The following is a 14,693-nucleotide window of genomic DNA, read 5'->3' as shown; positions in this document are numbered from 1 at the left end:
TCGCTTTTACGGTAAGATAGCGGCCATGCCCAACCTCATTTACCTGCTCGAACATTACGGTGTCCTGATCGTCTTTGGCATCGTGCTGGTGGAGCAGCTCGGCCTGCCGATTCCCGCCTTCCCCATCCTCGTGGTGGCGGGCGCGCTGGCCGTCGATGGCGACATGAATGGGGCGCTGGTGCTGGCCGCGGCGCTGGGCGCCTGCCTGATCAGCGACTTCACGTGGTTCCGCGCGGGCCGTCATTTCGGCAAGCGCATCCTGCGCCTGCTGTGCCGCATCTCGCTGTCGCCCGATTACTGCGTCAGCCAGACGGAAGACAAGTTCAAGCGCTGGGGCCCGAAAGCCCTGATCGTTTCCAAATTCGTGCCGGGCTTCAATACCGTGGCCGCGCCCATGTCCGGTGCGCTGGGCACGCCGCCGGGCCTGTTCTTCCTGTACGCGGGCCTGGGCGCCTTGCTGTGGAGCGGCACGGGCATCGTCGTTGGCGTGATCTTCCATGCCAGCGTGCAGCAAGTGCTCGATTTGCTCAGCACCATGGGCAGCACGGCCCTGCTGGTGCTGGCGACCCTGCTGGGATTGTTCCTGCTGTACAAATTCCTCGAACGCCGGCGTTTCCGCCAGGCCTTGCAGATCGAACGCATCGGCATCGACGAATTGCTGGACCTGATCGAGCAGGGCGAGGACCCGTTGATGGTCGACGCCCGCAGCGCCACGGCGCAGGCGCTGGAGCCGGCCGTGCCGGGTGCCTTGTTCTTCAACGGCAAGGAACCGGTACCAGCCATGATCGCCATGGACAAGGACCGCCACATCATCGTGTATTGCAGCTGTCCTAACGATGTGACGGCCGCGCAAGTGGCCACGCTGCTGCATCAGCACGGCTTCCACCGGGCCAAGCCCCTGCATGGCGGCCTCGATGCCTGGAATGCCGCCTACCGCTCCGATCAGGCCGTACCGGCCAGCCTGCTGGGCGAAGGTTTGCCATCCTGATCCACGCCGCATCCTGCACGCAGGCCGGTCGTAAAAACCGGTAGTAATAATACGAAAACAGCGTCGCCGGGCCGTCCGGACGGCAGTGCCGCACCTGCGCCGTCGCGTATAAAGCAGCTTTGCGCAAACTCCGGCATACTCTGCTTTCAAGGCAATTCCTGCTGCTGTGCAGCATGCTTTTCACATGGCTGGCGAGTGCAAGTACTTACTATAAATCATTGTTCGTGAGCAACTTTGACGCTGCCTGTTGCATTTGGAGTGGAACTACCAATAAAGGCTTGTTTTGATGTACTTAAACTACAAACTTTGCTTGCCTCCGGGCGCATTCATCCTTTAAGCTTGGCGTCCCATGCGTCCCACTTCATAATTCAAATCATGAGCGCTTCGTCTTCTCCCGTACTGCCGACTTCCGCCTTCGCCGATGGACCGCGCCTGCTGGCCGACGTGGGCGGCACCAATGCCCGTTTCGCCCTGGAAGTGGCCACCGGCCACATCATCCTGGTGGAAGTGCTGCCTTGCGCCGATTACCCGAGCCTGTCCGCCGCGCTGCAAGCCTACCTGGCCTTGCCGCATGTGGCCGCCGCAGGCGGGCAAGCCGTGCGCCATGCCATGATCGCCATCGCCAACCCCGTCGACGGCGACTTCCTCAGCATGACGAACCACCACTGGTCGTTCTCGATCCGCGCCATGCGCGAAGAGTGCGGTTTCACGACCCTGGACGTGGTCAACGATTTCACGGCCCTGGCGCGCGCGCTGCCGCTGCTGTCGAGCGAGCAAAAGCACCAGATCGGCGCCGGCACGGCGCGTCCGAACACGGCCATCGGCCTGATCGGTGCCGGCACGGGCCTCGGTGTGTCGGGCCTGATTCCGTCGCATGGCGGCTGGATCGCCCTGCAAAGCGAAGGCGGTCATGTGAGCTTCGCGCCGTTCAATGAGACGGAAGTGAGCATCTTGCAATTTGCCTGGCGCGAATACGAGCACGTCTCGGCCGAGCGCCTGATTTCCGGCGACGGCCTGGAACTGATCTACCGCGCCCTGGCCGACCGCGCCGGCGTGCCGGCCGAAGACTTGACGGCGGCGGAAATCACGCGCCGCGCGCTGGCCGGCGAATCCCAGCTGTGCGACGACGTCATCGAGGCGTTCTGCTGCATGCTGGGCACGGTGGCGGGCAACGTCGCCGTGACCCTGGGCGCGCTCGGCGGTATCTATATAGGCGGCGGCATCGTGCCACGCCTGGGACAGCGCTTCGACCGCTCCGGTTTCCGCGCCCGCTTCGAGCGCAAGGGCCGCTTTGCCAACTACGTGTCGCAAGTGCCGACGTTTGTCATCACGGCGCAGTACCCAGCTTTCCTGGGTGCATCGGCCATTCTCTCGGAGAAACTCGCCTCCCTGTAAGGCGAAGGGCAGGGTGATGTGTCGCGCCAGGGCCGGGTAAAACGCGTGTTTTGCCCGGTTTTGCGCTTTTCCGCTTTTTATCAGGTACAATTGGCATCGTTGGATGAAACGACGACTGTTGCTCGCCTGCCTGGCTGATGTGCCGCCACAGGGGAAGCAGCTGCTCCGGATATCGTTTCATTGCTGGTTATTTAAGGCCAGCACCATGGATCGCAGGACTTTCACTGCATCCGCAAGTCCCGCTTTGCGCGCATCGGCCAAGGCGTCGGAAACAGCCTCAACTAGTAACCCAGCACGGCGTCATCATCGATGTCTGCCATCTGTTACGTTGAAATGAACGTTTTGATTTCTTTCTCTGCATACGAATTGCAACACACATCCGCACAGAATTGCTATGAATACAATTGAGGCTAAGAAAGTCCTCGAAACCGCATTGCTGTGCGCTCGTGAATCGCTGTCGATCCACAGCTTGAAGAAGCTGTTCGTCGATGCGGACGAGAATGGCCGCGTGCGCGGCGTCGGTGTTGGCGCCGACACGATCAAGCAGCTGCTGGAAGAGTTGCGCGATGAGTGGGAAGGACGCGGCATCGAGATCGTCAGCCTCGCTTCCGGCTGGCGTTTTCAAAGCCGTCCTGAAATGAAGATGTATCTGGACCGCCTGACGCCGGAGCGGCCGCCCAAGTATTCGCGGGCGACGCTGGAAACCCTGGCCATCATCGCCTATCGCCAGCCGGTGACGCGCGGCGATATCGAGGAAATTCGCGGCGTTGCCGTCAATTCGCAGACGATCAAGATGCTGGAAGACCGCGGCTGGGTCGATGCGATCGGCTACCGCGACGTGGTGGGACGGCCGGCCTTGCTGGCCACCACCAAGCAGTTTTTGGATGACCTGGGTTTGCATTCGCTGTCCCAGCTGCCGCCGTTGCAGCAAATCAGTGAAATGCAGGGCAATGGGCTTGAAGCCCTGGAAGCGGCCCTGCAAGAAAATTTTGACAAGGCAACGAATGAAGTTGCCCTACAGCTTGGTGCAGGTAGCAATACGGCTGTGACAGATGTGACAGCAAGCCTTGATGCCGGCCCCGATGCTTCGCCCATGGACGAAGCCTACACTCACGACCCTGCGCCAGAACTAACGGTTGACGCTGCGCCAGGTCAGCACAGCCAAGAAACGAAGAATGAATAATCCGAATACACCCGAGACAGTTACCGCCAGCGACGAAGCCATCGTTGCCAAGCCCAAGCGCCGCACCAAGGCCCAGATCGAAGCCGATACGGCAGCCGCTGCCGCTGCTGGCGACGTCGTTGCCGCCAAGCCGAAGCGCCGCACGAAAGCCGACGTGGCCGCCGATGCGCCCGTCGCTGCCGATGCTGCCGCTGCCGATGTCGCGCCGGCCGCCAAGAAAACCCGCGCCAAGCCAGCCCTGAAGGCCGTGGCCGACGCGGCGGAAGCCGCTGCCGAAGCGGTTGCCGCCCCGGCGCCGCGTCCGCCGCGCGCCCGCGCCGCCGCCAAGGCCGCCGCCGCCGAAGCGGAAGCTGCGCCGGAAGCCGTGGCCGAGAAGCCAGCCGAAGCGCGCCCGACGCGCGGTCCGCGTCAGATGCGTGGCGTGCAAGCCGAGCGCGCGCTGCGCCAGCCGCCGCGTCCGCCTGTTGACAGCGCCGAAGCGCCGCAGGCCGCCGATGCGGCACCGGCCGCGCCCGTCGCCGATGTGTTCGATGCCGAAGGCAATCTCGTGTCTGGCCCGCGCCTGCCGCGCGGTCCGCGCAACGACGTGCCGGGCGCCGGCAAGAATGCCGGCAAGAGCCGCAAGAAGGGCAAGGGCCGCCAGGCCGCGCCGGGCAAGCTCAGCGATGCTGACGCCGTGTTCTCCTTCGTCACCTCCGACGCTTTCGACAGCGAAGAGGGCGGCACGGGCCGCGTGCAAAAAGCCGCCGTGCGCCGCGACCTGACGTCCGACGACGACGCGCCGAAGCTGCACAAGGTGCTGGCCGAAGCCGGCCTCGGTTCGCGCCGCGACATGGAGGACCTGATCATTTCCGGCCGCGTCTCCGTGAATGGCGAGCCAGCCCATATCGGCCAGCGCATCTTGCCGAGCGACCATGTGCGCATCAACGGCAAACTGATCCAGCGCCGCGTCAGCAAGAAGCCGCCGCGCGTGTTGGTGTATCACAAGCCAGCCGGCGAAATCGTCAGCCATAATGACCCGGACGGCCGCCCATCCGTGTTCGACCGCCTGCCGACCATGAAGGCCGGCAAATGGCTGGCCGTCGGCCGCCTCGACTTCAATACGGAAGGTTTGCTGCTGTTTACCACGTCCGGTGACCTGGCCAACCGCCTGATGCACCCGCGCTACGGCATCGACCGCGAATACGCCGTGCGTACGCTGGGCGAGCTGGAAGAGGGCATGCGCCAGAAGCTGCTGGCCGGCGTCGAGCTGGAAGACGGTCTGGCGCAATTCTCCAAGATCGCCGATGGCGGCGGCGAAGGCATCAACAAGTGGTACCGCGTGGTCATCGGCGAAGGCCGTAACCGCGAAGTGCGCCGCATGTTCGAAGCGATCGGCCTGACCGTTTCGCGCCTGATCCGTACCCGCTACGGCGCCATGACCCTGCCGAGCGGCCTTAAACGCGGCCGCTGGGAAGAGATGGATGAAAACACCGTGCGCGACCTGCTGGCCGCCTACGGCATCGAAAAGAAAATGCCGCCTTCGGGCGATCCCCGTGCCGCCGGCGCCGCCAAGGGCCGCGAAGCACGCAAGGCCAGCCGCGACGATGAGCCGAACGGCAACCGCATCGATGTGAGCAACCGCAACGCCGATCCATTCCCGGTCGCGCCGCGCCGTGGCCAGCCGCAAGGCCAGTTTGCCCGTCCGCAAGGCCAGGGTCGCCCAGGCGGCAGTGGCCGTCCTGGCGAAGCGCGTGGTCCTGGCCGTGGCCAGCCGCAAGGTCCGTTCCAGGGTGGCCAGCCCCGTTCGTCGGCGTCGTTCGAAGGCGCGCCGCAAGGCCAGGGTCGTCCGCCGCGTGCGGCAGGCCAGGGCCGTCCGGCCGGTGGCGGCGAAGGCCGCGCGCCGCAACGCGGTCCGCGCCAGCCCGATCCGCTGCAAACGGCATTCGGTTTCGCCAACACGGGTCCGCGCCGCAATGCGGGCGGTGCTGGTGGTCAGGCGCGCTCCGGTGGCCAGCCGCGCGGCGGCATGGATCGTGGCGGCATGGATGGCATGCCGCGCCGTCGCAGCAAAGGTTAATTCAGAGGATTGCTTCTCGCGCCCCCGATTATTTGCCCCGGGTGCGCGCTCTTGTAACTGTTGTAAGCCGGGCCGCTCCTCGTGTGCGGCATTGCGGCGAAGTTAATAAGAGGTTATAATCTGCAGCCTAATAAAAGTTCTCCGCAGGGTTGTTTGGTGGGGGGTGCTTTCATCTGGTTGGGGAAATACAAGAAGATGGGCAGATGCCCATTTTTTTTTTGTTGAACCGTTTGTAATGGCTCCGCAAGGGGCCATATATGACTTGTGCGTGTTCTTTTGCATGCCGTCGGCGCTGTTGCAGTGCCGCAATGCTGAAAAACAGGCCTTTTTCTGGAGAATTTCTTGCAGCAGTTGGGATTAATTGAAAAGACAGTCACAGGTCTGGGCTATGAGCTCGTTGATGTCGAACGTGCCGAGCGCGGGCTGCTGCGCGTCTTTATTGATTTCAGCGCCGCCGATGCCGCTGAAAAAGGTCCGATCACGGTCGAAGACTGTGCCACGGTCAGTCACCAGTTATCGCATGTGTTGACGGTAGAGAACGTTCCTTACGAGCGTCTCGAGATTTCTTCCCCGGGTCTCGATCGTCCGGTGCGCAAGCTGGAAGACTTTGTCCGTTTCGCAGGCCAGGAAATCATCGTCAAGCTGAACGTGGCGATGCCGGGTACGAACAACCGGAAATCGTTCCAGGGGATTCTGCAAGAACCCGTGGGCGATAAATTGTCGTTGGAATTTGAAGGTAAGGATGGTCCGGCGATGTTGGAGTTTACGCTCGCCGATGTGGATAAGGCACGCTTGGTGCCGCAGGTGGTTTTTAAGGGACGCAAAGCATGAGCCGCGAAGTTTTATTATTGGTTGACGCGCTGGCGCGCGAAAAAAACGTCGATAAAGATGTCGTCTTCGGCGCCCTCGAATTCGCGTTGGCGCAAGCCACGAAGAAACGGTATGAGGGTGAGGTAGACATCCGCGTTTCGATCGACCGCGAAACGGGCGAATTCGAATCGTTCCGCCGCTGGCACGTGGTGCCCGATGAAGCGGGCCTGCAATTGCCGGATCAGGAGATCCTGCATTTCGAGGCAAAAGAACAGATTCCCGATATCGAAGTCGATGATCACATCGAAGAACCGATCGAATCCGTCGAATTCGGCCGCCGTTTCGCCCAGGATACCAAACAGGTCGTCCTGCAGCGCGTGCGTGACGCCGAGCGCGAACAGATCCTGGTCGACTTCCTGGAACGCGGCGATTCGCTCGTCACCGGCACCATCAAGCGCATGGAACGCGGCGACGCCATCGTCGAGTCGGGCAAGATCGAAGCGCGCCTGCCACGCGACCAGATGATCCCGAAAGAGAATCTGCGTATCGGCGACCGTGTGCGTGCCTACATCCTGCGCATCGACCGCAATATGCGCGGCCCGCAAGTGATCCTGTCGCGCACCGCGCCAGAATTCATCATGAAGCTGTTCGAGCTGGAAGTGCCGGAAATCGAGCAAGGCATGCTGGAAATCAAATCGGCGGCCCGCGATGCCGGCGTACGCGCCAAGATCGCCGTCTACACGGCCGACAAGCGCATCGACCCGATCGGCACCTGTGTCGGCATGCGCGGTTCGCGCGTGCAGGCCGTGACCGGTGAGCTGGGCGGCGAGCGCGTCGACATCGTGCTGTGGTCGGAAGATCCGGCGCAGTTCGTCATCGGCGCCCTGGCGCCGGCGAACGTCTCGTCGATCATGGTCGATGAAGAGAAACACGCGATGGATGTCGTCGTCGATGAAGAAAACCTGGCGATCGCGATCGGCCGCTCCGGCCAGAACGTACGCCTGGCGTCGGAACTGACCGGCTGGAAGATCAACATCATGACGGCCGAAGAATCGGCCGACAAAGCTGCCCAGGAAACGGCTGCCGTGCGCATCCTGTTCATGGAAAAGCTCGATGTCGACCAGGAAGTGGCCGATATTCTGGTGGAAGAAGGTTTCGCCAGTCTGGAAGAAATCGCTTACGTGCCAATTTCCGAAATGCTGGAAATCGAATCGTTTGACGAAGATACCGTCAATGAACTCCGTACCCGTGCGCGTGATGCGCTCGTGACCGAAGCGATCGCTTCGGAAGAGGGTCTGGAAGGCATGGACGAGGCGTTGGTGAGTCTGGAAGGCATGGACCGCGTCACCGCCGGCAAGCTGGGTCTGGCTGGTATCAAGACCGTTGAAGCATTTGCAGCACTGGCATACGACGAATTTGGCGCAATCCTGGCCTTGTCTGCGGACCGTGCGCGTGAACTGATTACAAGTGAATTTAAAGATGTGACCGACGATGAGATGAAGTTGGTTGACTCGAAATACGACGATCGTGCCAAGGCGTTGCAAGCCAAGGCATGGAGTCTGGCCGAATCCGCAAAGGCTTAATTTGAGTATCTTTATCATCTCCGCGACACATAGAAAAGAGGACTGAATGGCGAGTAACAACGTAGCCCAATTTGCCACCGAACTGAAGATGCCTGCAGATTTGCTGCTGACGCAGCTGCGTTCTGCCGGCGTCGAAAAAAGTTCGACGTCAGATCCATTGTCGAAAGATGATAAGGACAAGCTTTTGGATCATCTGCGCCGCACCCATGGCGCAGCGGCTGACACAGAAAAGAAAAAAATCACCGTGACCCGCAAGGAAACGACTGAGATCAAGCAAGCTGACGCAACCGGCAAATCGCGCACCATCCAGGTGGAAGTGCGCAAGAAACGCACCTTCGTCCAGCGTGACGAAGCGGCGCCGGTCGCCGCCGCTGAGCCGGTCGCGCCTGCCGCACCGGTAATCGATCCCGCCGAAGTGGCGCGCCGTGAAGAAGATGCCCGTAAACAGGCAGAACTGATCGCCCGCCAGGAAGCCGATCTGCGCGAAAAGCAAGAACGTCTGGCCAAGCTCGACGCGGAAAAAGAAGCCCAGGCGAAAGCCACGCAACAGGCTGAACTGGCCGCGAAGAAAGAAGCCGAAGCAGAAGCCAAGAAAGCCGCCGCCAAGGCCGCCACCGTGGTTGCTGCCGCTGCCGCCGGCACGCCGGCCGTCGCCGACGACGCCGCTGCGGAAGCGAAAAAAGCCGCTGCCGCTGAAGAAGCGAAGAAAAAAGCCGCCGCCGCTGCTGTTGCCGCCAAGGAAGCCGCCGACAAAGCGGAAGCCACCGAGCGTGCACGCAAGGCTGTTGCCGACGAAGTCGCCCAGATCAAGGCCATGATGAACGCGCCACGCCGCGCCATCAAAGCCCCTGAGCCAGTGCCGGTACCGGTCAAGCCGAAGGCGCCGGAAGGCACGCTGCATAAGCCTGCTGACAAGAAACCTGGCGACAAGCCGGGAGACAAGAAGCCTGTTGTTGCAGACAAGAAATCCATCAAGTCGGCCAATGTGTCGTCCACCTGGTCCGATGACGCGAAAAAACGCGGCACCACCGGTGGTCCCAAGCCACGCGGCAACAGCGGCCCAGGCGGCCGTGACAGCTGGCGCGGTGGCGCGAAGGGCCGTCGCCCGACGCACCATGACGACCGTGAATCGAACTTCCAGGCACCGACGGAAGCCGTCGTCAAGGACGTGCACGTACCGGAAACGATCACCGTGGCCGAACTGGCGCACAAAATGTCCGTCAAGGCATCCGAAGTCATCAAGCATTTGATGAAATTGGGCCAGATGTGCACGATCAACCAGGTGCTGGACCAGGAAACCGCCATGATTCTGGTGGAAGAAATGGGCCACAAGGCGTTCGCCGCCGAACTGGACGATCCGGAAGCGTTGCTGGCCGATGTGGGCGAACACGCGCACTTCGAAACCAAGCCACGCGCACCGGTGGTCACCGTCATGGGTCACGTCGACCATGGCAAGACCTCGCTGCTGGACTATATTCGTCGCGCCAAGGTTGCTTCCGGCGAAGCGGGCGGCATTACGCAGCACATCGGCGCTTACCACGTCGATACGCCACGCGGCATGATCACCTTCCTCGACACCCCGGGTCACGAAGCGTTTACCGCGATGCGTGCCCGTGGCGCCAAGGCAACCGACATCGTTATTCTGGTGGTTGCCGCCGACGATGGCGTGATGCCGCAAACGAAAGAAGCGATTGCCCATGCGAAAGCAGCCGGCGTGCCGCTGGTGGTGGCGATCAACAAGGTCGACAAACCGGGTGGCAACGTGGACCGCGTGACGCAGGAACTGGTTGCCGAACAAGTCGTGCCGGAAGAATACGGTGGCGAATCGCCATTCGTGCCGGTCTCGGCCAAAACGGGCCAGGGCATCGACGATCTGCTGGAACAAGTGCTGTTGCAAGCCGAAGTGCTGGAATTGACGGCACCGGTCGATGCGCCTGCGCGCGGCCTGGTTGTCGAGGCGCGTCTGGACAAGGGCCGTGGTCCTGTCGCGACGATCCTGGTGCAGTCCGGTACCCTGAAGCGCGGCGACGTGATTCTGGCTGGCTCGTCGTATGGCCGTGTTCGCGCCATGCTGGACGAGAACGGCAAGGCCATCGCTGAAGCGGGTCCTTCGATTCCGGTCGAAATCCAGGGTCTGACGGAAGTGCCGGTCGCCGGTGAAGAAGTCGTCGTCATGGCGGACGAGCGCAAGGCGCGTGAAATTGGTCTGTTCCGTCAAGGTAAGTTCCGTGACGTGAAACTGGCCAAGCAACAAGCCGCGAAACTGGAAAACATGTTCGACCAGATGGCCGAAGGCGAAGTCAAAAACTTGCCATTGATCATCAAAACCGACGTGCAAGGTTCGCAGGAAGCGCTGGTTGGTTCCTTGCAGAAACTGTCGACCTCCGAAGTGCGCGTACAAGTGGTACACGCGGCCGTCGGCGGCATCACGGAATCGGACGTCAACCTGGCAGTCGCCTCGAAAGCGGTCATCATCGGCTTCAACGCCCGTGCTGATGCCCAGGCACGCAAGCTGGCCGAGTCGAATGGCGTGGACATTCGCTACTACAACATCATTTACGATGCGATCGACGAGATCAAATCGGCGTTGTCGGGCATGTTGGCGCCAGAGAAACGCGAAACCGTCATCGGCCAGGTCGAGATCCGCCAGGTTATCCTGGTCTCGAAAGTGGGCGCGATTGCCGGTTGCCTGGTCACCGATGGCGTGGTCAAGCGTGCTTCTTCCGTCCGCCTGTTGCGCAACAACATCGTGGTCTGGAGCGGCGAGATCGACTCCCTGAAGCGCTTCAAGGACGATGCGAAAGAAGTTCGCGCCGGTCTGGAGTGCGGCCTGTCGCTGAAGAACTACAACGACATTCAGGTTGGCGACACACTGGAAGTATTCGAAGTCCAGGAAATCGCTCGTACCCTGTAATCACAGCAGTAATGGCGCGGACATATCGTTGTCCGCGCAAACACGTGGGGCGCATTGGTCAACGGGCAACCGTTTGACCCATGCGCCCTGCGGCACTTAGGACAGCACTTACTATCATGGCTAAACATAGCAAAACCATGCCGGCGCGCGGCTTGCGCGTGGCAGACCAGATCCAGCGCGATCTGGCTGAAATCATCGCCTACGAACTGAAAGACCCCCGTGTCGGCACGATGATCACCGTCACCGAAGTGCAGATCACGCCCGACTACGCACACGCCAAGGTGTTTTTCACGATGTTGAAAGACAGCAAGGAAGCCATCAAGAACACCACCGAAGGCCTGATGGCCGCCGCTGGCTTCATCCGTGGCTTGCTGGGCAAGCGCCTGCATATCCACACCCTGCCCATGCTGCATTTCGTGCACGACAGCTCGACCTCGCGCGGCATGGAAATGTCCTTGCTGATCGACAAGGCGAACGCCACGCGCGCGGCCGATGCCGAGCCGGACGTCAAACCAGAAGCGGACGAGCAATAACAGTGGCCGGTCCGAAGAAACCGCCCGGCATCAAGCGGGTGCGCGACCTGGTCGATGGCGTCTTGCTGCTCGACAAGCCCGTGGGCTGGTCCAGCAACGATGCCCTGATCAAGGCCAAGCGCGTGCTGAACGCGAAGAAGGCGGGCCATACGGGCACGCTGGACCCATTTGCCACGGGCTTGTTGCCGCTGTGCTTTGGCGAGGCGACCAAGTTCTCGCAGGATTTGCTGGAAGCCGATAAAACCTACGAAACCCTGGTGCACCTGGGGCAGACGACGGATACGGGCGACACCGAGGGCGAAGTGCTGGAAACGCGCGACGTCAACGTCACGCAGGAGCAGATCGAGGCCGTGCTGGCGCGGTTCCGCGGGCCGATCTTGCAGACGCCGCCCATGTACTCGGCCTTGAAAAGAGACGGCAAGCCCTTATATGAGTATGCAAGGGCGGGCATCACCCTGGAGCGCGAAGCGCGCCCGGTGACCATTCACAAGCTCGAATTCCTCGGCTACGAAGCCCCGTTCCTGAAATTGTCCGTGATGTGCAGCAAGGGCACGTATATCCGCGTGCTGGGCGAAGACATCGGCCATGCGCTCGGCTGCGGCGCCCATCTGAACGCCTTGCGCCGCACGCAGGTGGGCAGTTTGACCCTCGACGGCGTCGTCACGCTCGACGAATTGACGGCGCATGCCGCTCCGTTGAGCTTGCTGGCGCCCGTCGATGCCTTGCTGTCGAGCTTTCCCGCCGTGCAGCTGACGGAAGAATTGGCCAAGCGCTTCCTGCATGGCCAGCGCATCGCGCTGGGCAAGGAAGACGTCGCCGTGCCAGCCGAACCGGGCCGGGTACGCGTGTACCACGACAGCAAGCTGCTGGGCACGGGCCAGTTGCAGGAGTACAGCATCCTGGCGCCGGAGCGTCTGATCGCCACGGCGCATCAGTGAACACCTGAGCAAACCTGCTGCGCGTCGTGATTTGCGACCTGCGAGGCTCACTGTGCATGTGCACGGCTGCGCTTCTTGGCCACAACTCACTTCCGCTCGCGACGGTTTTGTCCGGTGCCGTCAAGTCATAGGTAAGTCATGGTCAAGTCATATTGATCAGCGACACTGCTAACCCGGTGTCGCATTTTTAAACAATCCGTCCCCGACTGCGGGAGCCGCCAGCATTTTTAGATAGCGTTGCAACGCAACATGCTATACTACGCGGTTCCGGAAATAGATTAGCATTCGGGTATCTCGTACACCTTGTACGCACTCCGCAGTTTTTCAGTAACTACTACGACCATGTCAAATACAAAACGCGCAATTCGTAATATCGCCATTATCGCCCACGTTGACCACGGCAAAACCACCCTCGTGGATCAGCTGCTGCGTCAGTCCGGCACCTTCCGTGAAAACCAAGCGGTCGACACCCGAGTCATGGACTCGAACGACCTGGAAAAGGAGCGCGGCATTACGATTCTGTCGAAGAACTGCGCCGTTGAGTACGAAGGCACCCACATCAACATCGTCGACACCCCAGGCCACGCCGACTTCGGCGGCGAAGTGGAACGTGTTCTGTCGATGGTGGACTCGGTTCTGCTGCTGATCGATGCACAAGAAGGCCCGATGCCGCAAACCCGTTTCGTCACGCGCAAGGCGCTGGCACTGGGTCTGAAGCCTATCGTCATCGTCAACAAGATCGACCGTCCAGGCGCACGTCCGGACTGGGCCATCAACCAGACGTTCGAACTGTTCGACAAGCTGGGCGCGACCGACGAACAACTGGATTTCCCTATCATTTACGCTTCGGGCCTGAACGGCTATGCCGGCCTGACCGAAGACGTGCGCGGCGGCGACATGAAGCCGATGTTTGACGCCATCCTGGAACACGTTCCAGTACGCGACGACAATCCGGAAGGCCCGCTGCAAATGCAGATCACCTCGCTCGACTACTCGTCGTACGTGGGCAAGATCGGCATTGGCCGCGTCAACCGCGGTACCGTCAAGGTCGGTCAGGACGTGCTGGTCATCAATGGCCCAGGCGCTACCCCGATCAAGGGCCGCATCAACCAGGTGCTGAACTTCAAGGGCCTGGAGCGCGTGCTGGTGGACGAAGCCGTCGCCGGCGACATCTGCCTGATCAACGGTATCGACGAAATCGGCATCGGTTCGACCCTGTGCGCACTGGACACGCCTGAAGCGCTGCCAATGCTGACCGTCGACGAGCCGACCCTGACCATGAACTTCATGGTCAACAACTCGCCACTGGCTGGCCGCGAAGGCAAGTTCGTTACCTCGCGTCAACTGCGTGACCGTCTGGAAAAAGAATTGAAAGCCAACGTTGCTCTGCGCGTGGCGCCAACCGACGACGACACGATCTTCGAAGTATCGGGCCGCGGCGAGCTGCACCTGACGATTCTGATCGAAAACATGCGTCGCGAAGGCTTCGAGCTGGCCGTTTCGCGTCCACGCGTGGTGTTCAAGATGGTCGATGGCGTGCGCCACGAGCCGTTTGAAAACCTGTCGGTCGACGTGGAAGAAGCCAACCAGGGCGGCGTCATGGAAGAACTGGGCCGTCGTCGCGGCGACCTGCAAAACATGGAATCGGATGGCAAGGGCCGCGTGCGTCTCGAGTACCTGATCCCGGCGCGTGGCCTGATCGGCTTCCAGGGCGAATTCATGACCCTGACCCGCGGTACCGGCCTGATGAGCCACGTATTCCACGAATACGCGCCAGTCGACAACACCCGTGGCGAAATGGCTGGCCGTCGCAACGGCGTGCTGATTTCGCAGGACGACGGCGCCGCTGTTGCCTACGCGATCTGGAAACTGCAAGACCGCGGCCGCATGTTCGTGTCGCACAATGACCCGGTCTACGAAGGCATGGTCATCGGCATCCACTCGCGCGACAACGACCTGGTCGTCAACCCGATCAAGGGCAAGCAGCTGACCAACGTGCGTTCGTCGGGTACCGACGAAGCGGTGCGCCTGGTACCGCCAATTCAGATGTCGCTGGAATACGCAGTCGAATTCATCGAGGACGACGAACTGGTGGAAATCACGCCTAAATCGATCCGCCTGCGCAAGCGCTTCCTGAAAGAGCACGAGCGTAAAAAAGCGTCGCGTGACGCGTAATATGTTGTAGAGCATGGCCCGCGGGCCATGCCGCTTCCGGCCCGCTGCGCCGCGTCACCGTCACTGGTGAGGCGCGCAGCGGGTTTGTCATTTGCAGTCCCTGTTTTTTGTAGAC

Annotated in this window: 10 protein-coding genes; all 10 read left to right on the top strand. The window is 61.3% G+C overall.

Annotated elements, in window-relative coordinates; translation table 11 throughout:
- Positions 1-25: 25 nt before the first annotated feature.
- The 10 genes from YQ44_RS21485 to typA all read left to right on the top strand — a co-directional run bounded on the left by YQ44_RS21485 (position 26) and on the right by typA (position 14,578).
- A complete protein-coding gene (locus YQ44_RS21485; RefSeq protein WP_071325134.1) occupies positions 26-988 on the top strand; it encodes a VTT domain-containing protein in 963 nt (320 codons plus the stop codon).
- A 375-nt stretch (positions 989-1,363) separates the two neighbouring features.
- Positions 1,364-2,383: a glucokinase gene (locus tag YQ44_RS21480; RefSeq protein WP_071325133.1), complete on the top strand. Its 1,020-nt coding sequence runs from the start codon at positions 1,364-1,366 to the stop codon at positions 2,381-2,383.
- 394 nt (positions 2,384-2,777) lie between these two features.
- Complete coding sequence (gene scpB, locus YQ44_RS21475; RefSeq protein ID WP_071325132.1) at positions 2,778-3,566, top strand: SMC-Scp complex subunit ScpB; 789 nt, start codon at positions 2,778-2,780, stop codon at positions 3,564-3,566.
- A complete protein-coding gene (gene rluB / locus YQ44_RS21470) occupies positions 3,559-5,625 on the top strand; it encodes a 23S rRNA pseudouridine(2605) synthase RluB (protein ID WP_071325131.1) in 2,067 nt (688 codons plus the stop codon). The genes scpB and rluB overlap by 8 nt, the downstream gene beginning before the upstream one ends.
- A 342-nt stretch (positions 5,626-5,967) precedes the next feature.
- The gene (rimP, locus tag YQ44_RS21465) at positions 5,968-6,456 is read left to right on the top strand and encodes a ribosome maturation factor RimP (protein WP_071325130.1); all 489 of its coding nucleotides are present in this window, start codon (positions 5,968-5,970) and stop codon (positions 6,454-6,456) included.
- A complete protein-coding gene (gene nusA, locus YQ44_RS21460; RefSeq protein ID WP_071325129.1) occupies positions 6,453-8,018 on the top strand; it encodes a transcription termination factor NusA in 1,566 nt (521 codons plus the stop codon). Before rimP ends, nusA begins: the two co-directional genes overlap by 4 nt.
- Positions 8,019-8,064: 46 nt before the next feature.
- Positions 8,065-10,932, top strand: coding sequence for a translation initiation factor IF-2 (infB, locus tag YQ44_RS21455; protein ID WP_071325128.1), 2,868 nt, complete (start codon positions 8,065-8,067; stop codon positions 10,930-10,932).
- A gap of 116 nt (positions 10,933-11,048) precedes the next feature.
- Positions 11,049-11,465, top strand: coding sequence for a 30S ribosome-binding factor RbfA (rbfA, locus tag YQ44_RS21450; protein WP_071325127.1), 417 nt, complete (start codon positions 11,049-11,051; stop codon positions 11,463-11,465).
- A gap of 2 nt (positions 11,466-11,467) precedes the next feature.
- Positions 11,468-12,403 carry a tRNA pseudouridine(55) synthase TruB gene (gene truB / locus YQ44_RS21445; RefSeq protein ID WP_071325126.1) on the top strand — a complete coding sequence of 312 codons (936 nt, stop codon included), beginning with the start codon at positions 11,468-11,470 and terminating at the stop codon, positions 12,401-12,403.
- Between the two features lie 342 nt (positions 12,404-12,745).
- Positions 12,746-14,578, top strand: coding sequence for a translational GTPase TypA (typA, locus tag YQ44_RS21440; RefSeq protein WP_071325125.1), 1,833 nt, complete (start codon positions 12,746-12,748; stop codon positions 14,576-14,578).
- The last annotated feature ends 115 nt before the right edge of the window (positions 14,579-14,693 follow it).

This window comes from Janthinobacterium sp. 1_2014MBL_MicDiv (genome assembly GCF_001865675.1).
Taxonomy (GTDB): domain Bacteria; phylum Pseudomonadota; class Gammaproteobacteria; order Burkholderiales; family Burkholderiaceae_D; genus Janthinobacterium.
This window is presented reverse-complemented; position numbering and strand designations above follow the sequence as displayed.